At 66.1% G+C, this 26,399-nt stretch carries 19 protein-coding genes; 13 read left to right on the top strand and 6 right to left on the bottom strand.

From position 1 onward, the window contains the following. The first annotated feature begins 229 nt into the window (after window positions 1-229). Complete coding sequence (locus ABT392_RS15985; protein ID WP_334278342.1) at window positions 230-688, top strand: universal stress protein; 459 nt, start codon at window positions 230-232, stop codon at window positions 686-688. A 535-nt stretch (window positions 689-1,223) separates the two neighbouring features. On the opposite strand, the gene ABT392_RS15980 is transcribed toward ABT392_RS15985, so the two are convergent. Both ABT392_RS15980 and ABT392_RS15975 read right to left on the bottom strand, forming a co-directional pair. Continuing rightward, the gene (locus ABT392_RS15980) at window positions 1,224-3,884 is read right to left on the bottom strand and encodes a bifunctional acetate--CoA ligase family protein/GNAT family N-acetyltransferase (RefSeq protein ID WP_395385304.1); all 2,661 of its coding nucleotides are present in this window, start codon (window positions 3,882-3,884) and stop codon (window positions 1,224-1,226) included. 101 nt (window positions 3,885-3,985) lie between these two features. Then, window positions 3,986-4,951 carry a CBASS cGAMP-activated phospholipase gene (locus tag ABT392_RS15975; RefSeq protein WP_334278340.1) on the bottom strand — a complete coding sequence of 322 codons (966 nt, stop codon included), beginning with the start codon at window positions 4,949-4,951 and terminating at the stop codon, window positions 3,986-3,988. 114 nt (window positions 4,952-5,065) lie between these two features. Here ABT392_RS15975 and ABT392_RS15970 point away from each other — a divergent pair, with 114 nt between their 5' ends. Together ABT392_RS15970 and ABT392_RS15965 are read left to right on the top strand one after the other, a co-directional pair. Further along, window positions 5,066-5,443 (top strand): TraR/DksA family transcriptional regulator, encoded by a 378-nt coding sequence (locus tag ABT392_RS15970; RefSeq protein ID WP_334278339.1) that lies wholly within the window; start codon window positions 5,066-5,068, stop codon window positions 5,441-5,443. A 126-nt stretch (window positions 5,444-5,569) separates the two neighbouring features. Beyond that, window positions 5,570-7,960, top strand: a complete 2,391-nt coding sequence (locus ABT392_RS15965) for an EAL domain-containing protein (RefSeq protein ID WP_334278338.1) — start codon at window positions 5,570-5,572, stop codon at window positions 7,958-7,960. On the opposite strand, the gene ABT392_RS15960 is transcribed toward ABT392_RS15965, so the two are convergent. Together ABT392_RS15960 and ABT392_RS15955 are read right to left on the bottom strand one after the other, a co-directional pair. Continuing rightward, the gene (locus ABT392_RS15960; RefSeq protein ID WP_395385305.1) at window positions 7,922-8,653 is read right to left on the bottom strand and encodes a copper homeostasis protein CutC; all 732 of its coding nucleotides are present in this window, start codon (window positions 8,651-8,653) and stop codon (window positions 7,922-7,924) included. The two genes, ABT392_RS15965 and ABT392_RS15960, sit on opposite strands and share 39 nt — an antisense overlap. Window positions 8,654-8,661: 8 nt before the next feature. Beyond that, window positions 8,662-9,648 (bottom strand): ROK family protein, encoded by a 987-nt coding sequence (locus tag ABT392_RS15955; RefSeq protein ID WP_395385306.1) that lies wholly within the window; start codon window positions 9,646-9,648, stop codon window positions 8,662-8,664. A 343-nt stretch (window positions 9,649-9,991) separates the two neighbouring features. Between ABT392_RS15955 and ABT392_RS15950 the strand changes: the two genes are divergently transcribed. The 3 genes from ABT392_RS15950 (at window position 9,992) to ABT392_RS15940 (ending at window position 17,411) form a co-directional block, all read left to right on the top strand. After that, window positions 9,992-13,126 (top strand): TonB-dependent receptor, encoded by a 3,135-nt coding sequence (locus ABT392_RS15950; RefSeq protein WP_464970820.1) that lies wholly within the window; start codon window positions 9,992-9,994, stop codon window positions 13,124-13,126. Window positions 13,127-13,245: 119 nt separating this feature from the next. Continuing rightward, window positions 13,246-14,772 carry a tryptophan halogenase family protein gene (locus tag ABT392_RS15945; RefSeq protein WP_395385309.1) on the top strand — a complete coding sequence of 509 codons (1,527 nt, stop codon included), beginning with the start codon at window positions 13,246-13,248 and terminating at the stop codon, window positions 14,770-14,772. Then, window positions 14,769-17,411: a beta-mannosidase gene (locus ABT392_RS15940; protein ID WP_395385310.1), complete on the top strand. Its 2,643-nt coding sequence runs from the start codon at window positions 14,769-14,771 to the stop codon at window positions 17,409-17,411. Before ABT392_RS15945 ends, ABT392_RS15940 begins: the two co-directional genes overlap by 4 nt. A 20-nt stretch (window positions 17,412-17,431) precedes the next feature. Here the strand turns inward: ABT392_RS15940 and ABT392_RS15935 are convergent, their stop codons facing one another. After that, window positions 17,432-18,157: a hypothetical protein gene (locus ABT392_RS15935; RefSeq protein ID WP_395385311.1), complete on the bottom strand. Its 726-nt coding sequence runs from the start codon at window positions 18,155-18,157 to the stop codon at window positions 17,432-17,434. Window positions 18,158-18,208: 51 nt separating this feature from the next. Continuing rightward, entirely contained in the window at window positions 18,209-19,189 is a 981-nt protein-coding gene (locus ABT392_RS15930; RefSeq protein WP_395385312.1) for an extracellular catalytic domain type 1 short-chain-length polyhydroxyalkanoate depolymerase, read from the bottom strand. A 305-nt stretch (window positions 19,190-19,494) separates the two neighbouring features. On the opposite strand from ABT392_RS15930, the gene ABT392_RS15925 reads away from it, so the two are divergent. From ABT392_RS15925 to ABT392_RS15895, 7 genes are all read left to right on the top strand, one after another. Then, window positions 19,495-20,529, top strand: a complete 1,035-nt coding sequence (locus ABT392_RS15925; RefSeq protein ID WP_395385313.1) for a tetratricopeptide repeat protein — start codon at window positions 19,495-19,497, stop codon at window positions 20,527-20,529. Between the two features lie 57 nt (window positions 20,530-20,586). Beyond that, the gene (locus ABT392_RS15920; protein ID WP_395385314.1) at window positions 20,587-20,997 is read left to right on the top strand and encodes a hypothetical protein; all 411 of its coding nucleotides are present in this window, start codon (window positions 20,587-20,589) and stop codon (window positions 20,995-20,997) included. Between the two features lie 57 nt (window positions 20,998-21,054). Continuing rightward, window positions 21,055-22,137 carry a sensor histidine kinase gene (locus ABT392_RS15915; protein WP_334278462.1) on the top strand — a complete coding sequence of 361 codons (1,083 nt, stop codon included), beginning with the start codon at window positions 21,055-21,057 and terminating at the stop codon, window positions 22,135-22,137. Continuing rightward, window positions 22,134-22,922 (top strand): LytR/AlgR family response regulator transcription factor, encoded by a 789-nt coding sequence (locus ABT392_RS15910; protein WP_395385315.1) that lies wholly within the window; start codon window positions 22,134-22,136, stop codon window positions 22,920-22,922. Before ABT392_RS15915 ends, ABT392_RS15910 begins: the two co-directional genes overlap by 4 nt. Before the next feature lie 303 nt (window positions 22,923-23,225). Continuing rightward, entirely contained in the window at window positions 23,226-24,215 is a 990-nt protein-coding gene (locus ABT392_RS15905; RefSeq protein WP_334278328.1) for a LacI family DNA-binding transcriptional regulator, read from the top strand. A 28-nt stretch (window positions 24,216-24,243) separates the two neighbouring features. Continuing rightward, a complete protein-coding gene (locus ABT392_RS15900; protein ID WP_395385316.1) occupies window positions 24,244-25,470 on the top strand; it encodes an AGE family epimerase/isomerase in 1,227 nt (408 codons plus the stop codon). After that, window positions 25,463-26,392: a carbohydrate kinase family protein gene (locus ABT392_RS15895; RefSeq protein WP_395385317.1), complete on the top strand. Its 930-nt coding sequence runs from the start codon at window positions 25,463-25,465 to the stop codon at window positions 26,390-26,392. The genes ABT392_RS15900 and ABT392_RS15895 overlap by 8 nt, the downstream gene beginning before the upstream one ends. Window positions 26,393-26,399 lie beyond the last annotated feature (7 nt).

Below are 26,399 nucleotides of genomic sequence, written 5' to 3'. Positions count from 1 at the left end.
GCTACCCCACCAGGCGCATTCAACAGCCCCGCGGATGCAGTGCCTGCCAAGGAGCTGCCTTTCGTTGACGCCGTCGCGACGCTTCATGCCAAGCGGCATGGGGCGAGGGGCCTCCTGCTTCGGCCGCGATGTACCGGATGCTGCTTGCTTGACGCAGCGCAAGCTGCGCACGCCGTGCTGCGCCCAGCATGGGAGCGTCAAGCACGGGCAGCAGCTCGCAGGAGGCTCCATGTACAAGCTGATTCTCGTGCCGCTGGACGGCAGCGCTACCGCCGAACGTGGCTTGCAGGAAGCGATCAGCCTGGCGATTCCGCTGGACGCCGGTCTGCGCCTGCTGCATGTGATCGATGCCTATCCCATGTATGCCGAACATGCCAGCGCTGCGGCCTTCCTGCAATCGATGGACGTGCTTCGTCAGCAAGGATTGGCCTTGCTCAGCAAGGCGGCCGAGCAATGCAAGAGGCAGGGCGTGCAGGTCTCTTCCCAGCTGCGCGAAGGCATCGGCGAGCGCGCTGCAAACGTGATCGTTGATGAAGCCACCAAGGAGCAATGCGACCTGATCGTGCTGGGCACGCACGGACGGCGAGGCATGAGCCGCCTGTTGATGGGCAGTGACGCCGAACTGGTGTTGCGCGGCAGTTCAGTGCCCGTGCTGATGGTGCGTGTGCCGGCACCGGACGCCGCCTAGACGCGCAGACCCTGCGCTCGCGTATCCGCGCGCCGTCGACGACCGCTGCGCCCGGGTACATGATCACCCGCGCGCCCGCTTTCACACCTTCGCGCAACCAGGCCGAACTGCCGTTGCGGGCTGCCAGCACCACGCGGGTGAGCCGTGCGCGCCCGGCGTCGGCCACGAACACGGTGGTCGTCTGCACATCGGCCACGCCGGGAAGCTCGCGCAGCTGCGCGGCCACTGCATCGGGCGCGCGCTTGAGACTGGCGAACACATCGGCAATGCGCCCCTGCGCATAGAAGTCGTCGCGGGCCTGCGCCAGTGAATCGACCGCAGACAGGCTGGTGACAAAGCCGCCGATGCCGCTGGCCACCACCAGCGCAATCGTCAGCGCCTGGCTCCACACAGGCGCAAGTCACGCAGCAGCTTGCGGTCCAGCGCTTTCAACAGGACAGCTCCGAGGGCTTGATGCGGTGCGCGTTCTTCACGATCTTCTGGATGCGTCATCGGCCGGATGTGGCTGTGGCGACATGGTTCGAATGTCCACGGTCTAGGGATGCAGCAGCTTACGGAAATGCAATGCGCCACCGCCTGACAACGAGGCCACCTGCTCCATGCCAAGGTGGCGTGCCAGGCGCAGCATGGGCTCGTTCTCGCGCAGCACATCGCATTCCAGCTTCCGCGTGCCCTGGGCCGCCAGAAAGCGCAGCAGCTTGTCCATCAGGATGCGGCCCAGGCCCAGGCCCTTGAGATCGGAGCGCACGATGATGGCGAACTCGGCAGCCTCGTTGTCTGGGTCGGTCACGGCGCGCACGACACCCAGCACCGTCGATGAGCCATCGACTTCGCTGCGCATGGCGATGAACGCCATCTCGCGCGCATAGTCGATCTGCACCAGACGCGCCTGCTGGCTCGCCGGCAGCTCGCGGCGCGAGCTGAAGAAGCGCAGCCGCAGGTCCTCGACCTCGAGCTTGCACACAAAGGCCTTGTGCGCCGGTCCGTCCTCCGGCCTGATCGGGCGCAGCAGCAGGGCCTCGCCTCTCCAGTCGACGGTCTCGGCCAGCTCGGCCGGATAGGGGAGGATGGCGAAGTGCGCCATGCCTGCCGGGCCGCGCGCGTCGAGGCGGATGCGTGCATCCAGGGCCAGCACGCCCTCTTCGTCGGCCCACAGCGGGTTGATGTCAAGTTCGGCCAGCTCGGGCAGGTCGGCCGCCATCTGCCCCACGGCGATCAGTACATCGCTGATGGCATCGAGCCGGGCGGGCGCATGGTCGCGATAGCCGGCCAGCCTTCGCGCCACGCGGGTGCGGGCCACCATGTCGCCGGCCAGTACCCGATTCAAAGGTGGGAGGCCGATGGCCCGGTCGGCCAGGACCTCCACCGCCGTGCCGCCTTCACCGAACAGGACGATGGGGCCGAACATCGGGTCCACGCTGGCGCCGATGATCAGCTCGCTGGCATGCGGCCGGCTGGCCATGGACTGGACCGAGAAGCCCGTCAGGCGCGCCGCGGGCATGGCGCCGCTCACCTGCGCCAGCATCGCCAGGCGAGCGCGCAGCAAGGAGGCCTCGTCAGCCAGATCCAGCGCCACCGCACCGCAGTCGCTCTTGTGGACGATGTCGGGCGAACGCAGCTTGAGCGCCAGCGGATAGCCGATGGCGGCGGCTGCAGCCAGCACTTCAGCGGCCTCCAGGCCCACGGCGCGGGTCTCGACCACTGGCACGCCATAGGCCTGCAACACGGCCTTGGCTTCGGTCTCGTCGAGCATCTCGCGGCCCTCGGCCAGCGCGCGGTCGATCACGCGGCGGGCATCGGCAAGCCGGGGCGGCGGTCCTTCGCTGGCGCTGGGCACCTGCTCCAGCAGTGCCTGGTTGTGGCGATAGCTGGCCAGCATCGCACAGGCCTGCACGGCCTCCTCGGGCGTTTCGTAGTCGGCCAGACCGGCCGCGCTGAAGGTCTCGCGGGCCCGGATCACCGAGTCGCCACCAAGCCAGCAGGTCATCATGCGGTGCCGCGCTGCGCCGGCCAGCGGCGCGCATGCCGTCGCAATGTCTTCGCTGCGCACGATGGCTGTGGGCGCATGCATGAACAGGATGGTGCCGCTGTCTGGGTCATCGATCAGGGCTTGCAGCGTGTCGACGTAACGCTGTATCGGCGCGTCGCCGATGATGTCGATCGGGTTGGCCCGCGACCAGGTGGCTGGCAGCTTCGCATCGAGTCGTGCCAGCATCGCATCGTCGAGCCCATGCATGGGCACCTTGGCCAGCGCCGCTGCATCTGCAGCCAGCACGCCAGCCCCGCCGCCATTGGTCATGATCGTCAGCACGCTGCCGGCGCTGTCGCGCAGGTGGGCCAGCGTGGCCGCTGCCGTGAAGAGCTCCTGGAGCCGGTCAACGCGCAGCATGCCAGCGCGCCGGATCGCCGCATCGAAGACCACGTCGGATGCCGCCATGGCCCGCGTGTGCGAGGCCGCCGCCTGCACGCCATGGCCGGCGCGACCGGCCTTGACGACGATCACCGGCTTGTTGCGCGCCGCAGCCCGCGCCGCCGACATGAACTTGCGCGGTGCCTCGATCGATTCGATGTAGAGCAGGATGGCGCGAGTGCCCGCGTCGCTGGCCAGATGGTCGAGCAGATCGCCGAAGTCAACGTCGGCATGCTCGCCCAGCGACACCAGGTGCGAGAAGCCGATTTCGCGCGACTTGGCCCAGTCCAGCATGGCCGTGACCAGTGCGCCCGACTGCGAGATGAAGGCGATCTCGCCCGCCAGCGCATCGGTGTGGGCAAAACTGGCGTTGAGGCGCAGATGTGGAGACATCAGGCCCAGGCAGTTGGGGCCGAGCACGCGCAGCAGCCAGGGGCGCGCCGCCTCCAGCATGGCGCTGCGCTGGGCGCTCGTCAGCCCGGCTGTCATCACGATGGCGGCGCGGGTGCCCCGTCGACCGAACTCGGTGATCAGCCCTGCCACGCTGTCGGGCGGCGTGCAGATCACCGCCAGGTCCGGGGCCGATGGCAAGTCCTCGGCTCGGGCATAGACGGGCTGGCCGTTCAACTGCTCATGATGGCGGTTGATGGCATACACCGGCCCCGCAAAGCCAGCGCCCAGCAACTGCTGCCATACGGTGGTGCCCACGCTGCCGGGCCGGTCGGAGGCACCGGCCACGGCCACGGAGGCGGGATTCAGCAGCTTGTCCAGATTGCGGATGCTCATGAAGCTTGAACTCTTTCATCGTCGGGTGCCGCCAGGAGCCGTCACAGCCCGCTGACTGCATGTCCTTGTCCTGGTTCCTTGCGGTCGGCTGGACTTGGGGCTCAGCCGATGAACTCCTGCAGCAAGGCTGTGTCAGTGTTGTTCAGTGTCTTCTGCGCCAGGGCGCCGAGCAGGTCGATGGCAGCTGGCGTGGCCACGTCGATGCCCAGGCCTGCTGAAGCGGGCCAGTCTGCGTCAAGGCGCAGGTAGCGCGAGCCCAGGCGGTCCTCCAGCATGGCCTGCACATGCTGCTGCTGGGCCGAGAGCATGGTCAACACCAGCCGGCCGTCGGACAACCAGCCCACAGCACCGGCGTCTTCGCGCACACCGCCTGAGGGACGGTAGTGCGCCACGGCGGTGCCGATGGAAAGCATCAGCACATGCTCGCCTGGCACGCCGATGAAATGCTCCAGCTCGTGCAGGGCGAGCTGGTCGGGTGCCACGGCGAACAGCCCTCCATCGGCATAGATCCGGCGTCCGATGCGCACCGAGGGGAAGTAGGCCGGCGCAGCGCAGGCGGCCATCGCCACATCGACGGCACTGCTCGCTCCATCGCCCAGCGATGCCGCTGCGTGCGGCGTCTTGAAGACCTTGGTCTGGCAATCTCGCACGTCGACCGCAGGCACGATCACCCGGTGCCTGGCATCCTCCAGGCGCTGCTCACCAAGCTCGTTGCGCAGGGCGTCCCGCAGTGCCTTGCCGCTGTACTTCGGCCCCATGACCGAGCGACTCAGGTCGACGAGCCGGCTCAGGGCGCCTTGGGGCAGTTCACGCGAGGAGAACACGGCCGGACCCTGCTCCATGAACAGGGTCACCAGGCGCGCCATCGGCACCTCGTAGGCCAGGGCCAGCGCCAGCAGCCCACCGATGGAGGTGCCCGCCAGCAGGTCGAAGCGCCTGCCGAGCGGCTCGCCTATGCGCTCCTCCAGGCCGGCGAGCACGACCGCGGTGTATAGGCCCAGGAAGCCGCCACCGGACAGTGCCAGCGCGCGCACGGGGCCGGGATTCTTGATCGGTGGGTATGCCATGGTGAGAGCTTGACTCGGAGCAACGAGATACAGCTTGATGCAGCTCAAGCAGCGGCAGTGGTGGGCTTGCTACCGTGAATCGTTCTGGTTCCAAACGAACGAACAGGAAGCCTCATGGATACCTCCACCAATTCCCAGTTGGCCAGCTTGCGCCAGAGTCTTGAGTCGCGCTTGTCGGCGTTGCAGGCGGAGCTGCTGGCAGCACAACGCGCACGAGGCGCGGCGCAGGACGAGCCAGAAGCGGGCGACACCAAGGACCTGGCTGACCGGCTGCAGCATGACGAGCTTGACGAGGCGCAGGTGCATCGCGAGCTGGGTGCCATGGCGGCCATCGAGGCGGCCTTGCGACGCGTTGACGACGGCAGCTACGGCGACTGCATCGATTGCGGCGAACCTGTCGGCCTCGCCCGTCTGCAGCTGTTGCCCGCGGCGTCGCGCTGCGCGGCCTGCCAAGGTCTGCACGAGAGCCGCTGGAGCAGAAGGTCTGAATAGCCCATCAGTGCAATGCAGCTGGGAGAGCGCGATGACTTCAGCCGAGGAGTGTGGATGAGCAGTACGCGCAGGGCCTTGCAGGCGCTCCATCGGCGGCTGTTGTCACGGCCGGCAAGAACTTTGGGCATGAGCGTTGCGCCACCTTTGCTCGCCGTGCTCTTGCAGTGGAGCCTCTGGTCGGTGATCCGGCCTTATGTTTGGTTTCTGTTCTACCCGGCCGTCTTCGTCAGCTCATGGTTCGGCGGCCGGGTGGCGGGACTGCATGCGACGGCGCTGTCCGCGCTGCTCGTCTGGTACCTGTTCATTCCGCCGGAGCTGCGCTTCTTCAAGGATGCCGGGGCGCCGGTGGTTCCCGTGCTGGTGTTCCTCGCGATGGGCGTTGTGTTCACGTTCTCGCACGAGCGCATGCGACGCAGCGAGCAAAGGCTGCGGGATCTGTTCGACCAAGCGGGGCATGGCATCTTCGTGGCGGATCTTGATGGCCGCTATGTCGATGTCAATCGGGCCGCTTGCCGGTTGCTGGGTGCACGGCGCGAGGACATCGTCGGGAAGGCCATCGCAGACTTCATCCCTTCGACCGATCTGCCCAGGCTTGAGGAGGCAAAGCGGCGGATGCTCCATGGCGAGACCCATGTGGCCGACTGGAACCTGAGGAGGAACGACGGCAGCTACCTGCCCGTCGAGGTCAGTGCAAAGATCCTGGCAGACGGCCAATGGCAGGCCTTTGTGCAGGACATCAGTGACCGACGCCGCGTCGAAGCCCAGCTCAGCCAGGCCGCTGCCGTTTTCGACAGCACCATGGAGGCCATCATCGTGACCGATTCTGAGGCGCGTATCGTCAACGTTAACAATGCCTTCACCAGCATGACGGGCTACACGGCTGACGAGGTGCTTGGCCGCAATCCTTCCTTCCAGCAATCAGGCCGCCAGGACGCACGCTTCTACGGGCGGCTCTGGTCAAGCCTGACCGCCACGGGACAGTGGCAGGGAGAGCTCTGGAACCGACGCAAGGGCGGCGAGCTGTTTCCGGTGTGGGAGAGCATCAGCGTCGTCAGGGATGCTGCGGGAGCCGTGTCGGGTTACGTATCCATACTGACTGACATCACCCGACTCAAGCAGGCCGAGGAGCGGCTTCGCCACCTGGCCAACCACGACCCGCTGACAGGGCTGCCGAACCGGCTGTTGTTCGTCAGCAGCCTGCAGCAGTCGATAGAGCGTGCGAAGCGGCATCGGACCAGGATGGCACTGATCTTCATCGATCTGGATCGCTTCAAACTGGTCAACGATTCGATGGGGCATGCCGCCGGAGATGAATTGCTGAAGGAAGTCGGTCACAGGCTCAAGAAGGTCGTGCGCGCCGAGGATGTGGTGTGCAGGCTGGGCGGTGACGAGTTCACGGTGGTGATCGAGGACGTTGCTCGCGTGGACGATGTGGCCACCCTGGCCCAGAAAATCATTTCCTCACTGGCCCTTCCGATCCTGCTCGAGGGCCGGGAGCTGGTTGTGTCGGCCAGTCTCGGCATTGCCCTGTATCCCGAGGACGCCGAAGGCGTCGATGAACTGAGCCGGGCTGCCGATGCAGCCATGTACCGGGCCAAGGAGCAGGGGCGAAACACGTTCGAGTTCTACACCGCAGAGATCACCGACAGCGTGCGCGAGCAACTGGCCATGGAGATGGACCTGCGGGCAGCACTGGAGCGCAACGAACTGACGCTGCACTACCAGCCACAGTTCGACCTGTCGACCATGAGCGTCACTGGCGTGGAGGCTCTGCTCAGGTGGCAGCACCCGAAGCTGGGGCTGCTGATGCCGGATCGATTTGTACCGGTCGCGGAACAGACGTCGTTGATCAACGCCTTGGGCGCCTGGGTGCTGCAACGCGCCTGTGCTCAATTGCGCGCATGGGTCGATGCAGGATTGGAACCGATCCGGATGGCCATCAATGTTTCCGGCCGTCAGGTCATGTATGACCACTTGGTCGCTTCGGTCGGCGGTGCGCTAGAGCAATATTCGCTGCAGGACATCGCTGCCTGTGTCGAGCTGGAGTTGACTGAAAGCGTGTTGCAGACCGTCGAGCCGAGCGCCGAAATACTGAACCGCCTGCGCAGCCTGGGCGTGCGGATCGCGATTGATGATTTCGGCGTTGGCTACTCTTCCTTGGGCATGCTCAGGCACCTGCCTATCGATGCGCTGAAGATTGATCGCTCCTTCATCCGCAACATGCCCGACGACGTAAATGCCAATGCCATCGTCAAGGCGGTGATCTCGATGGCGCACGCCCTGGGACTTCGGGTGGTGGCCGAGGGCGTCGAGACGGCTGTGCAGCTGGAATGCTTGCGCGAACTGGGCTGTGACGATATTCAGGGATTCCTGCTGGGGATTCCCATGCCTGCCGGTGAGTTCCAGGGCTTGCTGCAAGCAGCCGCAGCGGCGCCAACCCACGGACAGGAGGCCCCACCTTCTCGACCGGTGGCCGGGCTAGATGGGCCGAATGTCACGCAGGACGCGCGCCTTTAGTTCGCGCACCATCGAGGCGGAAGTTATGCGCTGGGATGGACCCGCAAAGCCGAAGGCCTGCAACTCGGGATCCGGCTCAGCGCCCGGGCCTCTGCACGAGGCGTGCAGCTCCTGCACGCCCGTCGCGCTGAGCAACTCGGCCGCATTCGCTGCAGTGATGCCGCTGCCTGCCAGGATGCCGATGCGCCCACGCCCCTGCCGGACCAGCGATGCGATCTGGGCGGCGCCCTCGGGCGCCGTCAATGCACCGCCGGATGTGAGGATGCGATGGAAGCCCAGCGCGATGGCGTCCTCCAATGCCTGCGATTGATCGCGCACGAGGTCGAAGGCACGGTGCAGCGTCAGCTGCATGCCTTGCGCGCGCTTGACCAGACCTTGCAGCAGCGCCAGGTCGAGCCGACCGTCGCGCGTCAGCGCGCCGATGGCAACGCCGGCCAGCCCCAGCTCGCCAGCCCTCTCGATATCGCGCAGCATCACGCGCTCTTCAGCGGCGTCATACGTGAAGCCACCGACGCGCGGGCGGATCAACGCTATTACGGGGATGGCCAACTTGCTGGCCTCCGCCATCAAGCCGGCTGACGCCGTGACGCCACCGAGGTCCAGGCTGGCGCACAGCTCGATGCGATCGGCACCACCTTCAAGCGCGGCGTTCAGACCGGCGACGTCATCAACGCAGACTTCCAGGACGCTCATGGCCTTGCTCATGAGAGGTCGGCGAAAGCGAACGCGGCGCCGATGAGCCCGGCCTGGTCGTTCAGCGGGCTGGGAATGAGCAGGGCGGCTTCGGTGCGCCGCAGGATCTGCTGGCGCACCGCCAGATCGAGCGCCGTGACGAGCGGTGTGCAGCGGCTCAATCCACCGCACACCGGCACCACGCTCGCGCCGGTGACGTTGACGACCAGGGCCAGCGGGCCCGAGACCAGTTCGATCCAGGCGCGCACCGTGGCTGCCGCCGACGGTTCGCCTGCGATCCAAGCGTCCAGGATCTGCAAGCTGCTCTGCATGCTCCCATGCAGGAACTCATGCAGGCGTTCCAGGCCGCGCGCGCCGCCTACCGTATCCAGGCAGCCGGTCATGCCGCAGCCGCACTTGAAGCGCGGAACGCGCAGGCTTCGGCCATCGCCAGCGTCGACCACCGCTTCGTTGACGATGGGCCCGTGACCCCATTCGCCGGTGAGACCACCCGCGCCGCGGACGAGCCGGCCGTTGACGATCAAGCCACCACCGACGCCCGTACCCAGGATCGCGCAAAAAACGACGCCATGGCCGATGCCGGCGCCGATGCGAGCCTCGGCCAGGGCCGCGCAATCGGCGTCGTTGGTCACCACAACGGGCATGCCAAGCAATGCAGTGAGATCCCGAGCCAGTGACCGGCCATTGATGCACGGAATGTTCGCGGCGGCGACTTCACCGGTGCCTGGATCCACGACACCCGCGATGGAGATCGACAAGGCTGATGAGCCTGTTGCGAAGAGGCTTGTGGCCTCACCGATTGCCGCGCAGAACTGCCCCCAGTCGTTCGCGGGTGTGGGCACATCGATGAGCAACTCGAATGCGCCATCGCTGGCCTGCCGAGCCAGGCGGATGTGTGAGCCGCCGATGTCTGCAACAAGCAGGTGGCGCGAGGCCGCAGCGAGCGCGGCGCTGCCATCTAAGGAGCGAAAGGTGGCGGGCTCAGGCATCGTCATTGGAGTGGAACTTTGGGGCTCGTTGCCGGGTGAGAGGCGCAGTCTAGGGCCTCGCGGCGCACGCGAGACGAGTGTCGCGAGTCGTCTGCACTTTGGTTTACTAAACAAAACTAAACTGCGCGCCAATTTTGAAAGTTAGTTGAACCTGGATTGCTTCCTTTGTACAAATTGCCCTGGGTGAAATGCGCTGTCTGCGGCCGCAGTCGGCCCGCGTTTTAGTCGTTTAGTAAATACCGATGGTTCTTCCCGAAATGCGCCCCGCGCGCCCGGGAATTCGAGCAGCCCCCGGCTGCCGAACCGACGCAATGAAAGCCCGTCCAAGGGCAAGACCAGGAGACAAGACATGACTTTCGGAACCCCTCTCGCTGCACGGCAGCGCCGCTGGCCCGCCACGCCCATCGCTGCCGCGGTGGGCATCGCGCTGCTGGCCTTCGGTGGTGCTCAGGCGCAAACCGCTTCCGCCGAGAAGCCGTCGGACAGGAAGGATGATGCGAAGGCCGAGGCCAAGCAGCTGGACACGGTGGTCGTCACCGGCTACCGCTCCTCGATCGAGAAGAGCCTCGACCAGAAGCGCAATGCCAATGCCATCGTTGAAGTGGTGACGGCCGAGGACGTGGGCAAGTTCCCCGACAAGAACGTGGCCGATGCGCTGCAGCGCGTGCCCGGCGTGATCGTCGACCGCAGCGGCGGCGAGGGCAAGAACGTGAGCGTTCGCGGCCTGTCGTCAGAACTGACGCTGACGCAGTTGAACGGCAACTACATCGCCACCGCCGAGTCCAACGGCAGCCCGACGCGTTCCTTCAACTACATGCTGATGCCGTCGAACATGCTGTCCAGCGCCGAGCTGTTCAAGACGCCCGAAGCACGCATCGATGAAGGTGGCGTGGGCGGCACGGTGATCCTGCGCACGCGCCGCCCGCTGGACGTGAAGTCCAACACCGGCTTCGTCAACGCGGAAGGCACCTGGGCCGATACCACCAAGAAGGCCGATGGCCAGTTCTCCGGCCAGTACTCCTGGCATGACCAGGACAAGCGCCTCGGCGTGCTGCTCGGCTACACCCAGCAGAAGCGCACGACGCGCACCATGGGCGCGAGCACCGAGAGCTGGCAGTGGTACGGCGACAACTACAAGGCGAATCCGGCCACCGATGTGAACGGCAAGCCGTCCGGCATGAGCAGCTACTGGTGGGGCCAGTCGGGCTTCTACGACCAGAACGGCAAGTACTACACCAACTTCATGATGCCGACTTCGGTCAACCTGAGCGTCAAGAACGAGGAGCGCGAGCGCAAGGGCGCGCAGGCCACGCTGCAGTTCAAGCCGCTGGACAACTTGACGCTGACGGCCAACTACTTCCGCTTCAATCTGTCGCAGAACTCGCAGACCAACATCCTGAAGGTGCCGGAATGGAACCTGGCTCGTTACGACGGCGATGGAAACTGGGCGACGGGCCGCCTGCTCGACAGCCTCACCTTTGATCGCAGCGGCACCATCGTGACCGGTGCGAACTACAGCGTGCATCCGGGCAAGACCTACTACTGCAGCGAATCCGCGGCTGCTGCCGGCGGCAAGGCACCGGGTGGCTGGGGGCCGGATGACTGCACCGTCCCGACGCCGCAGATCACCGGCAGCTACAACCGCGAGCGTTCGCTGTCGCAGACCGCCGACTTCGAAGCCGATTGGCATGGTGAATCGCTGGACGCCACCTTCAAGGCGGGCCGCACCTGGGCCAAGGGCGGCCCGGAGATGCAGTTCACCATGCCCATCAAGCCGCGCCTGCAGAACAGCAACGGCAGCTGGACCCTGGGCAATACGCTGAGCGCCTGGAGCCTGAGCGGCACGCCGACGATGAGCTTCTCGCCCGAGCTGATGGCCAACCTGCAGAAGGGCATTGGCGAGATCGACCTCGGTTCCACATCCTCCTCGTGGACCAAGAACGGCACGCATCAGAACTATGCGCAGGCCGACTTCACCTGGCACCAGGACGGCGAATGGCTGGACTCCCTGCAGTTCGGCATGAAGCTGCGCGACGGCGGCACGCGGCGCAGCACGGGCAACAACTACTGGGTCTGCCAGGGCGCCGACCCGGCCAACTACGACAAGCGCTACCAGAGCGGCTGCGACCCCACGGCCAACAAGTTCCAGTCGTCCTTCCTCTACACCGACTCGCTGGGTGACCTGGCCGGTGGCATCAAGGCCAGCGCCTTCCCGGCGATCAACTATCCGGCCTATGTTGCCTACCTGAACCAGACCTACGGGGCGATGCAGACCCGCCAGGAAGACAACTTCGTCTACCACGTTGACGAGAAGATCATGGCGGCCTATCTGCAGGCCAATATCCGCACCGAGCGGCTGCGCGGCAACGTCGGCCTGCGCATGGTGCGCACCAGGCAGCATGCCGATTCGACCGACCAGGTCGACTACTACAACGACTACTTCTTCGACGGCGCGGATGGCAACCCCGCCCCCTGTCGTGCGGGCGGCCTGCCTGCAGTCGGTGCACCCGCCGGCTCGGGTTGCGTCAGCGGCTTCACCCGGCTGCCGGACAGCAATTCCAATCCGGCCACCGGCCACACCTCGTCGTTCGTGGTCAGCTCGCTGGACCGCACTTATAACGACCTGCTGCCCAGCTTCAACCTGGCCTATGACCTGACGAAGACCCTGCTGCTGCGCGCCGCCGCCTCCAAGGTGATTGCGCGGCCGAGCTATGGCGACATTGCCTCGCCCGGTGGGCTGAAGTACTTCAGCCAGGAGTACGTGAACGATCGTCGCCTGATCGGTGGCGCCGACAAGGTGGGCTGGTTTGGAGAAGGCAGCAACAAGAGCCTCGAGCCCTACAAGGCCACGCAGTACGACCTGGGCCTGGAGTGGTACTTCCATCGCGGCTCGGTGCTCGGCGCCGGCCTGTTCCGCAAGAACGTCAGCAACTTCTCGGTGCCGGTGGTGCGCGACATGGCGATGAACGTCGGCGGCAATACCGTGACGGTGCAGAACTATGCGACCAGCGCTGGCGGCCGGGACGGCGTCTCGCAAGGCGTCGAGCTGTATGCGCAGCACACGCTGGATTCCGGTCTCGGCTTCCAGTTCAATTACACCTACAACAAGACCAACCAGGCGGCCATCAAGCTGGCGGATGGCACCGAGGTCGGCAAGTCGCCGCTGGTCGGCAGCGCCAAGAACCAGGCCAATGTGACGGTGTTCTACGGCAACGATCAGTACCTGGTGCGCGCCTCCTACAACCGCCGCGGTGTGGTGGTGGGTGGCCTGGTCAATGGCTTGAATGTCTATGAAGAGCCCTACGACCAGATCGACCTGAACGCGGCCTACAACATCAGCAAGGAACTGAGCCTGAGCGCCTCGGTGCTGAACCTGACGAAGCAGGAGACGCGGGCACACCTGGGCAACGACACCAAGGACCGCTTCTATTCGAACGCTTACGCCGGTCGCATTGCCTATGTGGGGCTGACCTACAAGTTCTGATGGATTCTTTTCCTCGATCCCCCTCGCGTCTGACGGCGTGAGGGGGCTTCACATCGGCAGTCATCAGCATCAACCAATGCGACTGCCGATCTTTTCTTTTGCAGAGACCGAGGCGAGCGATGGACGACACGGGCAGCAAGCGAATTCGACGCGTGGTCGTCGTCGGCGGCGGCAGCGCCGGCTGGATGGCGGCGGCTGCGCTGGCCACCTATCTCGGCAAGCAGGCTTCGGTGCGCCTGGTCGAGTCCGAAGAGATCGGCATCGTCGGCGTCGGCGAAGCGAGCGTGCCGCACATCCGCCTCTTCAACGGGCAGATGCTGGGCATCGACGAAGCCGAATTCGTCAAGCGTACGCAGGGCGCGATCAAGCTCGGCATTCAATTCAATGACTGGAGCCGCATCGGCGACAGCTATATCCATGGCTTCGGTGTCATCGGACGTTCGCTCGGGCCCTTGCCCTTCCATCAGTTCTGGCTGAAGCAGTTCCTCTCGGGCCGGGCCTCGCCCATCGGCGACTACTCGCTGCAGACGGTGATGGCGCCGCAGGGCAGGTTCATTCCCGGTGACCCCAATGCCCCGGCCAGCTCGCCGATGGCCGACATCGCCTACGCCTATCACTTCGATGCCAGCCTTTATGCGCGCTTCCTGCGCGAGCTGTCCGAGGGCCGCGGCGTGCAGCGCATCGAAGGCAAGATCGTCAGCGTGAACCAGCAGGCTGAAAGCGGCTTCGTCGAATCGGTGAAGCTGGAAGGCGGCGGAGTGGTCGAAGGCGATTTGTTCATTGATTGCTCGGGCTTTCGCGGCCTGCTGATCGAGCAGACGCTGAAGACCGGCTACGTGGACTGGACGCATTGGCTGCCCTGCGACCGCGCGATGGCGGTGCCCAGCGGAGGCGTCGCCCCGATCACGCCCTACACCCGTGCCACCGCACGCGCGGCCGGCTGGCAGTGGCGCATTCCGTTGCAGCACCGCGTGGGCAACGGCTATGTTTATTCGAGCCAGTACATCAGCGACGACGAGGCCGCCGCCACCCTGCTCGCCAACCTTGATGGCAAGGCCTTGGCCGAGCCGCGCCCCTTGCGCTTCACCACCGGCATGCGCAGGAAATTCTGGAACAAGAATGTCGTGGCCCTGGGCCTGGCCAGCGGCTTCCTGGAGCCGCTGGAGTCCACCAGCATCTACCTGGCGCAGTCGGGTATCAGCCGGCTCTTGAGCCTGTTCCCGGATCGCGACTTCAACCCACTGCTGAGCGAGCGCTTCAACCGCGAGTCGGCCGTCGAGTACGAACGCACCCGCGACTTCCTGATCCTGCATTACCACGCCACCGAGCGCGACGACACGCCGTTCTGGAACTACTGCCGCACGATGTCCATCCCGGACAGCCTGCAGGAGGCGATGGACCTGTTCCGCTGCGATGGCCGCTACTTCCGCAACGGTGAAGATTTCTTCGCCTTGCCGAGCTGGGTGCAGGTGATGCTCGGCCAGCGCATCCTGCCTCAGAGTTACCACCCTGTCGTGGATGACATGCCCGAGGACAAACTGGCCAGCTATGTCGACGGCATGCGTGCGGCGCTGGCGAGCGCCGTCGCGGCCATGCCGACGCATCAGCAATGGATAGACCGCTATTGGAAAGCGCCCGCCCCATGAGCAGAGATTCGCTGTGGCCGTCCCTCAAGCAAGCCGCGTGCGGCCTGGCCTTGCTCGCCGCTGCCCTGCCAGTGTTGGCAAGGGAGTCGGCCAGTTTCGGCATCGACAAGGGCTGGACCTTTCGCCTCTTGCCCGGCAACGCGCAAGTCGCCAAACATGCGGAAGCAGCGATCGCACGTGCGGCGAAAGTGCCCGGCACGGTGCACACCGACCTGCTGGCGCACGGCTTGATTCCCGACCCCTATGTCGGCGCACCCGAAGCCGCGCTGCAGTGGATAGGCCTGGCCGATTGGGAATACCAGACGCGCTTCGACGCACCGAGCACCGCACTGACGAGTGCGCGCAGCGACCTGGTGTTCGAAGGGCTGGACACGTTCGCCGAGGTCTACCTCAATGGCGAGAAAGTGCTGACAGCCGACAACGCCTTCCGCAGCTGGCGCGTGCCGGTGCAGGCCAGACTGCGCGCCAAGGGCAACGCGCTGCGCATCGTCCTGCGCTCGCCCATCGTCAGCTTGCTGCCGCAGGTGCAGGCGATGCCGCACAAGCTTGCGGGCAACTATCCATCGCCCCATGGTGACGAGCCGGCCGATGCAATGACCGGCAACTTCGCGCGCAAGCCCGGCTATCACTACGGCTGGGACTGGGGGCCGCGCTATGTCACGGCCGGGCTCTGGAAGCCGATCGTCCTGCAGAGCTGGAATGCCGTGCGTATCGCTGACCTGCAGCTTCGACAGGACCATGTGCAAGCGGCTCGGGCCGACGTCGTTGCGATCCTGTCGGCCGAGGTTGAGCGCGATGGCCAGTTCGACTTGCGCCTGTGGCAGACCGAACCGGGCGGCAGGCGTTCTCTTGCGGCCGAGCGTCGCGTGGCCATGAGCGCCGGCGAACAGCGTATCGAACTGCCGATTCACATCGACCGCCCGCAGCGCTGGTTTCCGAACGGCTACGGCGCGCAACCGCTGTACCGCTACGAGCTGGAAGTCAGCGACGGCAAGAACGTCGTCGCCAAGACGACTGCGCGTACCGGCCTTCGCAGCGTCGAGCTGCGCCGCGAGCCGGATGGCAAGGGCCGCAGCTTTCATTTCGTCGTCAACGGCATTCCGGTGTTCGCCAAGGGCGCGAACAGCATTCCCTTCGACATGTTCCAGCCGCGGGTGACCAAGGCGCAATTGCGCCGCGTGCTGCAGTCGGCGCGCGACGCGAACATGAACATGCTGCGCAGCTGGGGCGGTGGCTATTACGAGAGCGAGGAGTTCTTCGACCTGGCGGATGAGCTGGGCCTGCTCGTCTGGCAGGACTTCATGTTCGGCGGCGGCATGCAGCCGGCCTATGACGATGCCTTCCGCGCCAATGTGATCGAGGAAGCGCGCCAGCAGGTGCGCCGCCTGCGCAATCACCCGAGCCTGGTGCTCTGGTGCGGCAACAACGAGCAAGAAGTCGCCTGGAAATACTGGGGCCAGGGCAAGGCCTTGAAGGAGGCCGATCCTGTTTTCGCTGACAAGGTCTGGCAGGGCTATGTGCAGCTGTTCGGAACTGAGCTTCGACAGCTCGTGGCCGAGGAGGGGGGCGGCATCGCCTACTGGGCCAGCTCGCCCAGCGACGACGGGGGCGACGTGGCCAACACGCCGGCCAGCGGCGACATGCATTACTGGGAGGTCTGGGGAAACCCGGCGCATCCGGTGACCAAGTACCTGGAGATCACGCCGCGTTTCATGTCCGAGTACGGCCTGCAGGCTTGGCCGGTGCAGCGCACGATCGACGCCTTCGCCAAGCGCAGCGAGCAGGGCCTGGCCACGCCGGTGATCGTGGCGCACCAGAAGTTCATGGCCGGCAAGGGCAACGAGCGCCTGAAGAAGTACGTGAAGGATGAGTTCGGTGAGCCCAGGGATTTTGCTGACTTCGCCTATCTGAGCCAGGTCATGCAGGCCGAGGGCATCCAGCTCGCCGCCTTGCACCACCGCGCCAGCCGGCCGTTCACCATGGGCTCGCTGTACTGGCAATTGAACGACGTGTGGCCGGGCGCCTCCTGGTCCGGCATCGACTGGTTCTGCCGCTGGAAGGCTTTGCAGTTCCATGCGCGGCGCTTCTATGCGCCGGTCGCTGTGGCTGCGCTGCGCGACGCCGAAGGCAAGACCTCGGTCAGCCTGCTCAACGACCGCACGCAAGCGCGGCGCGGCGAGCTGCGGCTGCGCTTGATGACGCTCGATGGCAAGACGCTGCGCGACGAACGCCGGCCGGTGGAGTTGGCGCCGCTTTCAGCAACGAAGCTGGCTCACTACACCGATGCCGAGTTGGCGGGCGTTGCCGATCCGGCATCCACCGTCGCGGTGTTCGACCTACAGGTGGAGGGCGAGCCGGCGTCGCGCGGCGTCGTCTACTTCAGGGCGGCGAAGGACATGAGCTGGCGTGATGCTCGCCTGCAGGCCGAGCTGAGCCGCGATGGCCAAGGCTTCAAGCTTCTGCTGAAGGCGACGAGGCTGGTCCGTGCCTTGTGGGTCGATTTCGGAGACCTTGACGCCGAGGTCTCCGACAACGCCCTGACCCTGCTGCCTGGCGAGCGCATCAGCCTGCGCCTGTCTTCCCAGTCCGGCCTTGAAGCGCTGCGCAAATCACTGCGCCTGCGTTCCCTGGCCGACTGAGCAGCCAGCTTCCCTGGCATTCAGGCAGCACGCCTGCGCCTGTAGGCGCCATAGCCCACATGGCACAGCCAGAACAGCAGCGTCGCCAGGATCGCAAGTGCCGGCACGAACAGCCAGGCCGAGCCTTGCAAGGACTTCGGAAAGACTTGTTGCTGGCCCAGGAACAGCGAGTTGGCCGCAATGAAGAGCGCAACGCACATGCGCCACAAATGGCGCGCCAGGCGGGTGGCACCGCTGACGCCGCGCCGCAGGATCAGGCGCAGGTCGCCCACCGCCGCCAGGCTGCCCACGATCATGAACAGCACGAAAGCCGCCGCCGGCTGCCCGTCGAGCTGGCCATTCGGGCTTTGTGCGGCAAGCCGCATGAAGTAGGCGCCGGCTGCCACGATGCCCGTTGAAGTCAGCAGCAGCCCGTAGTCGAAGGCCCCGATCTGACCGGGCTTGCGCTTGAGCACCGCCCAGGCGCTCAGGACCAGGTAGAAGGTCAGCACCCCCGCCACCACCGAGGCGCGTTCGGGCGTGGGGAGGAAGGGCGCTACGGCAGCCCCGATGGCGGACATGAGCAACATGGCAATGACGAAGACCTTGCCGCTCCGGCGGTGCAGGCGCGAGCCCTTGCGGAACACCATGGAGGCCGCACCGGAGAGCAGGCCGACGCTGCCGGCGCCAATATGCAGGTAGAGCACGGCCGCGGCGGCGGCGTGAACCAGGGCAGGACTGTCGGGGTTGACTTGGAGAATGGGCATGGCTCGGACTGTTCAGGGCTTGATTTCAGGTGGGGCGGAGCGCGGGGTGCTTCAGCGTTGCTGGCGTGCAAAGAAGTCCCAGATCATTGCGGGCCCGTCGGGCTGCATCGGTGAAGGTCCCAGCAGGCGGGGGCGCTGCGCGTAGGCTTGCGGCAGGCCGTGGCCGCCGCCGTGAATGCTCACCAGTTCCACCTCGTTCTTGCCCTGCTTGTGCCAGCGGGCTCGCTCGACCCTGACACCCTCGTCCATATCGACGTGGCTGACCTGGGGCGCGCCACCCAGGTGGTTCCAATCGGCGAAATACTGGGCCGATGCGCGCGAGGACATGACCGGGCCGCCCTCGTAGAACAGCCCCAGCAGATTGATCTCGCCACCTTCATAGGGCACCAGCGGATCACGCGTGCCGTTCATGATCATCACCGACGTGCCATTCGCCGCCGGCTGGCATTGGAAGTTCTGCGGCGTCGGCAGATTGGCGGCAACTGCGGCCACCGCCCGGTAGCGGGTCGGGTGTTCCAGCGCCAGGCGGATCGCCATCGAGCCGCCAGATGAAACGCCGGTCGCGAACACCCGCGCCGGGTCAATGCCGATCTCGCCGACCAACTTGTCGACCATGGCGGCCACGAAGCTGGCGTCGTCGGCACTGACACCGTTCACCTTGACGTCGCCTATCACGCTGCAGTCGTTCCAGCTGAAGCCAAAGGACTTCGGGTAGACGACCGCGAAGCCATGCTGGTCGGCCAACCGGTCAAAGCCATAGCCGGTGCCGGCGCGGATGCGCTGTGCGTCCTCGCCCGAGCCATGCATGACCACGACCAGGGGCGCGCCCTTGGGCAGGTTCTTGGGCACATAGAGGCGGTAGCGCCGCGTCACGCCGGACATGTCGATCGATCCCTTGGCCAGGGTGCCAGACAGCTGCGGCTGCGCCGGATCGGGCGTATAGACGAAGTAGCCGAACAAGCCGGCCAGCACGGCCAGCAGGGCGAACAGGCCCAGAAGGCCAAGCAGCAAGTAGCGCAGGAAGTTGTTCATGACGAAGCGGTCGATGGAGTGAGCACGCCTACTGTGCCTTGGCAACCGGGCCTTGGCCCAGCCGTGCCAGATCGGCGACGGCGCCGCCATGACGAGTGACGCTCGGCGGCGACCAATGGCGCTGGCATGCGCTTCTCGCCGGGCCGGGCCGTTCGTCCCTACCGGGCGTGACTGAGTAGCCGCAGCCCGTCACTCGTCTGAGCGCGGGCATCCAGGGTCGATGGGATGAAAACAATGACGCCGTCCCTTCGAATTTTCAACGGCAGGCCGTGTCTCCAACGGCCTGCCTTCAGCCCAAACCACCCATGAACACGCAATCCTTCCCCACACGCAGCCCCCGCTCGATCACAGTGGCCATTGCCCTGCTGGCCTCGCTGGGTGCTCTGGGCAGCGCCCAGGCCGCCATCTTCAAGGACGCCCAGCTGGAGTCGCTGCAGGATGCCGGCAAGTACGCCGAACTGGAGCAGCAGGCCCGGGCCCGCCTGAAGGCCAACGCCGGCGATGCCGAAGCCAGCGCGGCTTTGTCCCTGGCGCTGACCTTCAGTGATCCCCGCGATGCAAAGCGGCTCGAGGCTGGCGCGCAGCAGGCCAGGCTTTGCACCGAACAGCACCCGACGGTGGCGGTCTGCCATCTGGCGACCGCCCAGAATCTCAGCATGCAGATGCTCGACCTTGGCATGTTCAAGGCCATGGGCCTGCTGGACAGCCTGAAGGCGTCCTGGGTCCGCACCCTGGCCCTGGATCCGGCCAGCTTTGTGGCACGGGTGGAGCTGGCCAAGCTCTACCTGACGGTGCCCGGCATGATGGGCGGCAGCGTTTCCAAGGCCCGCGAGCTGGAGGCCGCAGTGCGCAGCAGCCAGCCTGAAACCGCGCGCCTCATCCGCGTCCATATCGCCGCCGAGGCCAAGAATTGGCGCGAGATGGAAACCGAGTTGCTGGCGCTCAAGCCGGGTACGGACTCGGCCATGCGGGACGAGGCGCGCAACGCCACCATGCAGCTGGCGCTGATCTTTCTGAAGGACGGCAAGGACCTGGCCAAGGCCCGGAGTCTTTATGAGGGCCTGCAGCGCGATCAGCCGAGTCAGGCTGCCGGCCACTACGGCCTGGGTCGTGTCCACGTCGCCCAGGGCCAACTCGACGAAGGCATTCGCCTGTTGGAGCGGGCCAGGACGCTGAGCGGCGCCGAGGCCTTGCCCGTCGACCATCGCCTGGGTGACGCCTACCTGGCCAAGGGCGACAAGGCGCGAGCCTTGGCCGCCTACGAGCGCTTCATCGCCAACAAGCGCGCCAATCCGGCCAATGTGGACGAGGTCCGAAAGCGCCTGGCCAAGCTCGGCTGATGGCGCCCACCTCACCTCGCCGCAGCCCTGATCGACTTCAAGCCACGGACCCCTCCCATGAATGACAACGACGTCCCTCTCTGGCGCCTGCGCCTGCTGCGCGCGTTCTATCTGCTGATCACGGTGGGCCTGACCCTCTCGTTCGGCCCCGTGATGCTGCAACACACCGACCTCTGGGCACAGCGCAAGGGCGAAACGGCCTCGCTGGTGAGCGGGCTGGCGATCCTGTGCCTGTGGGGGCTGCGCTACCCGCTGCAGATGTTGCCGCTGCTGATCTTCGAGCTGATCTGGAAGTCGGTCTGGTTGATTGCCATCGCCTACCCGCTGTGGCGGGGCGGGGCGATGACCCCGGCCGTGGAAGAGACCGCCTTTGCCTGCGCGATGGGGGTGGTGCTGACGCCGCTGGTGCTGCCATGGCGCTATATCGCGCACCACTATTTCCGCAAGCCTGGCCAGCGCTGGCGCTGAGCGCCGCTGGCATGGGAAGCTGGCGAACTCAGCGCTGCCATCGAGTAACCTGCCGTGATGTCTCCTCTCATTCCCCAGACAAGCCACGCGCGCGGATGGCGGACCTGGCTCGCCTGGCGACGCGTTCGCGTCGTCGGCCTCATCTGTGCGCTCCTGACGCTGCTGTTCAGTTTCAACTGGGCGTCCGGCTTGATGAGCGTGGTGTTGCGCGTGTTCACGACCGGCCTGGTGCTGCTGCTGGTCTTCGGCTTGTTCGAGCAATGGCCGCGCCGCCTGCCCAGATGGCTGGCACGCTGGGCGCTGCAGGTGGCGGCGGTCGGCTTGGCGGTGCCCATTACCCTGTTCGTGATCTACATGCTGAGTACGGCACCGGGTGCACCCATGTTCTGGGAGTCGCCCAAGCGCCTGACGGGCTTCACCAACCTGGTCTTCTTCGGCATGCTGGTGGCGCCCTGGGTGGCCCTGACGGCCCTGCTGCGCCAACGTGAGGCAAGAGTGGAAAAGCAAGCGATCGACTTCGAGCTGGAACGCAGCGAGCTGGCCCGCCAGGCGCTCGATGCGCGCATGCGCCTGCTGACCGCGCAGGCTCAGCCGCATTTCCTGTTCAACACCCTGGCCAATGTGCAGGCGCTGGTGGAGGCCGGCTCGCCGCGCGCCCCCCAACTGCTGCAAAGCCTGACCGACTATTTGCGCGCCGCCGTGCCGCGCCTGGATGGCTCGGCCAATACGCTGGGCCAGGAGCTCGAGCTGGTGCGCGCCTACCTGGAGCTGATGCAGATGCGCATGCCCGACAGGCTGGCCTTTGCGCTGCACATCGGCCCCGGCGTGGCTCAGCTGCCTTGCCCGCCGATGACCCTGCTGACCCTGGTGGAGAACGCCGTGCAGCATGGCATCGACCCGAGCGAAGAGGGCGGCCGCATCGACGTGCATGCCGAGGTGCTGGACGGCGGGCGCTGCCGGTTGCGCGTCGTCGACACCGGCATCGGCCTGCAGGCCAGTGGCGGCGGACTCGGCACCGGCCTGGCCGCGCTGCGCGAACGCCTGCACTGGGCCTATGCTGGCGCGGCCACGCTGGAGCTGAGCGAGGTGGCGCCGCATGGCGTGGAGGCGGCGATAGCATTCACCCAAGCTCAGCCATGAACACTGCCGCCCCGACCGCCCCGACCGCCCTGATTGCCGACGACGAGCCACTGCTGAGGGAGATTCTCGAAGCGCGCCTGGCCGCCGTCTGGCCGGAACTGCAGATCGTCGCCCAGGCGCGCAATGGCCGCCAGGCGATCGAGCTGTTCGAGCAGCATCAGCCGGCCATCTGCTTTCTGGACGTGCACATGCCGGGCCTGAGCGGTGTGGAGGTGGCGCGGCTTATCGGCAAGCGCGCCCACCTGGTGTTCGTCACCGCTTTCGACCAGTACGCGCTCGAGGCCTTCGCGCACGGCGTGCTCGACTACCTGGTCAAGCCGGTCACGGCAGTGCGCCTGGCCGAGACGGTGGAGCGCCTGAAGGCGCGCCTGCAGCAGGCCCAGCCGGCCGTGCACAGCGAGGCGCTGCTGGCGCAGCTGGCCAGCCGGCTCAAGCTGGACCAGCCCGAGCCGCTGCGCTGGGTACGCGCCACGGTAGCTGGCTCCCTGCGCATGATCCCGGTTGACGACATCGACTATCTGAAGAGCGACACCAAGTACACGCTGGTGGCCTATCGCGATGAGGGGCATGCGGCCGAGGCCTTGATACGCACGCCGCTCAAGGACCTGCTGGCGCAGCTGGACCCCGCACACTTCAGCCAGGTGCACCGCTCGGTGGTGGTCAATCTGCGCTCGATACGCCGCATCACCCGCAGCGAGAACGAGACGGGCGAGATCGAACTGAAGGGCCGCACCGAACGCCTGCCCGTGAGCCGCAGCTACCTGCCCCTGTTCAAGGAAATGTAGGCGCGCACCCCGCAGGGCCACGCCGTCGCTGCCATGCCCGGCACCACTGCCCCGGGCTGTACCGGCTCAACTCGTGTTTAGTAAAACGCGCTAAAAGAGCGCCGATCCGGCGACTTTGATTGACGCCTCAGGAGGCGGCGGATACAAACATCACCCATGAACAAAGGCGGTGATTCCAGTCCGCCGCATGCCCGGAAGCGCTCCCAGAAGCGTTTATTAAACCGAATACCGGAGACGCCTGATGCTGATGATTCCGCCGCCTGGCCTGCCGCATGAGCGGCCACGACACCCAGAGGCGCGGCCGTGAGCCAGGTCACCATCCGCGACATCGCGGAGGCCACCGGCCTGTCGATAGGCACGGTGTCGCGCGCGCTCAAGAACCAGGCCGGCATGACCGAGCTGACGCGCAACAAGGTGCGCGAGGCCGCGCAGCGCCTGGGCTACGACTTCTCGCAACTGAAGAAGACCCGCATCCGCCGCATTGCCTTCCTGCTGCACAGCCAGCACAACACGCTGGCCTCCAGCCCCTTCTTCTCGCCGGTGCTGCATGGCGCCGAAGAGGCCTGCCGGCGCGAGGGCATCGCGCTGTCCTTCATCGTGGTCGGCCCTGCAGAGCCGGTGCTGGACCAGGTGCGCGTGCACCAGCCCGATGCCATCCTGTGCGCCGGCTTCTTCGAGCCCGAGGTGCTGGGCGCCTTGATGCTGACCGGCAAGCCCATGGTGCTTGTGGACATGCAGCGCCGCGGTTTCAGCTCGATCAACCCGGACAACCTCCTCGGCGGCTTCCTCGCCACGCGCCATCTCTTGCGCAGCGGCCGGCGCCGTATCGCGATGCTGTCGGGCTCGCTGGCACACTACAGCATCCAGCAGCGCAACCGCGGTTTTCGCCGCGCGCTGTTCGAGGCCAAGGTGCATGCCGACCCCGACCTCGAGGTCATCGTGCCGACCATGGGTGAGGGGGACGAGGGCGTGGTCGAGGCGATGCGCAGCCTGTTGCGCCTGTCCAAGCGTCCCGACGCCGTGTTTTGCTACAACGACAGCACGGCGCTGGTGGCCATGAAGACCTGCCTGAGCGAAGGCCTGAAGATTCCCTACGACATCATGATCGTCGGCTTCGACGACATCAGCAGCGCGGCGGTGGCTGTGCCGCCGCTGAGCACGGTGCGCGTGGACAAGGAAGGGCTGGGTGCTGCCGGCATCCAGCTGCTCCTGAACCACAAGCCTGACGAACCGCCCGCCGAGATGACCCTGCCCGTCGAAATGATCGTGCGCGAAAGCAGTTGCGACGAATAGCTCGCACACCAACCACCACACCTTGACCATGTCCGACTTCCCCGATTTCCGCTCTCGGGCGGTGCTGCTCGACCACGCGCGGCACAGCATGAGCTTCTATCACCCGCGCTGCATCGACGCGAGTGGTGGCATGTACCACTTCTTCAAGGACGATGGCAGCGTCTACGACGCGCAGCATCGCCACCTGGTCAGCAGCACGCGCTTCGTGTTCACCTATGCGATGGCCTACCGCCACTTTGGCGATCCGGCCTACCTGGAGGGGCTCAGGCATGCGCTGCGCTTCCTGCGCGAGGCGCATCGCGACACAAGGCATGGCGGCTACTCCTGGCTCCTGAAATGCGACGCCGGCCAGCGCGAGATCAGCGATGGCACGCAGCATGCCTACGGCCAGGCATTCGTGCTGCTCGCCTATTCGCATGCGGTGATAGCAGGCCTTGACGAAGCCCGACCCTGGGTGGCCGAGGCCTTCGAGATGATGGAGCGGCACTTCTGGGATGCCGAGGCCGGCCTCTATGCCGATGAAGCCAGCCAGGACTGGCGTGTGCGCTCGAGCTACCGAGGCCAGAACGCCAACATGCATGCCTGCGAGGCGATGCTGGCGGCGCACCAGGCCACCGGCGAGCGGCGCTATCTGGAGCGCGCCCACATGCTCGCCTTCAACATCACGCAACGCCAGGCCGAGCGCTGTGGCGGTCTGATCTGGGAGCACTACGACACCCAGTGGCAGCCCGACTGGCAGTTCAACATCCAAGATCCGGCCAATCTCTTCCGCCCCTGGGGCTACCAGCCCGGCCACTTCACCGAATGGGCCAAGCTGCTCCTGCTGCTGGAGGCGCGTGGCGCTGCACTGGGCCTGGACCTGAGCTGGGCCTTGCCCACGGCCGAGCGGCTGTTCAATGTGGCGGTCGAGAAGGGATGGGACGCGGCCCATGGCGGGCTTTGCTACTCGGTTGCGCCGGACCTGACGGTCTGCGATGCAGACAAGTACTTCTGGGTGCAGGCCGAGAGCGCCGCCGCCGCCGCCATGCTGGCCGAGCGCACCGGTGACGCGAGCTACTGGCACTGGTACCAGCGTCTGTGGGAATACAGCTGGACGCACTTCGTCGATCACCAGCACGGCGCCTGGTACCGCATCCTGGACCAGGAGAACCGCAAGTACAGCGACGAGAAGAGCCCGGCCGGCAAGGTCGACTATCACACCATGGGCGCCTGCTACGACATCGTGGCCGCACTCGCAGGAGCCAGCCATGGATGACGCGCCGCTGATGCTTTGCGCCGGCGAGGCGCTGACCGACATGATCCACCAGGGCCAGGAGCACTGGGTGGCCCGCGTCGGCGGTTCGGTCTGGAACGTGGCGCGTGCGCTGGCGTCTCTGGGTGAGCCCACCGCGTTCGCCGGTGCGATCAGCAGCGACCGCTTCGGCGACGACTTGTGGGCCGCGAGCCAGGCCGTCGGTCTGGACACGCGCCTGCTGCAGCGCGTGGACCGCTCGCCACTGCTGGCCATCGTCGAGCAGGGCGAGCCGCCGCACTACTTCTTCATCGGCGACGACAGCGCCGACCTGCACTTTGACGCCAAGGCCTTGCCCGAAGGCTGGTCGCAATCACTGCGCTGGGCGCACTTTGGCGGCATCAGTCTGGCGCGCGAGCCTTTGGCCTCGAAGCTGGTCGCTCTGGCCGAGGCGCTGAAGGCGCAGGGTGTGGCCATCAGCTACGACCCCAATTACCGCAAGCTGATGGACGCGCGCTACACGCCGACGCTGCATCGCATGGCCGCGCTGGCTGACCTGATCAAGGTGTCGGACGACGATTTGCGCGGGCTCTACCCCGGTGTCGAAGTGGATGAAGCCTTGCGCCGCCTGCGTGCCCTGAATCCGCTGGCGCTGTGCCTGCTGACTCGCGGCGGGCAGGGCGCGAGCCTGTTCCGCGGCGAGGAGTCAGCCGATGCGAGAGCGCCCCAGGTCGAGGTGGTGGACACCGTCGGCGCCGGCGACGCCAGCGCGGCCGGCCTGCTCCACAGCCTCAGCCGCCACCCCGACCGCCCGTTGCAGGCCCATCTGCACGCCGCGCTGGCTGCAGGCTCGGCCGCCTGCCTGCAATCAGGCGCCACACCACCAGATCCGCAAGCCATGAACCGACTGTTCGCGATGCTGCAAAAAGGAAAGGTTTCCCCGTGATGAATCA

Source organism: Paucibacter sp. JuS9 (assembly GCF_044043925.2).
GTDB lineage: Bacteria > Pseudomonadota > Gammaproteobacteria > Burkholderiales > Burkholderiaceae_C > JAUASW01.
This window is presented reverse-complemented; position numbering and strand designations above follow the sequence as displayed.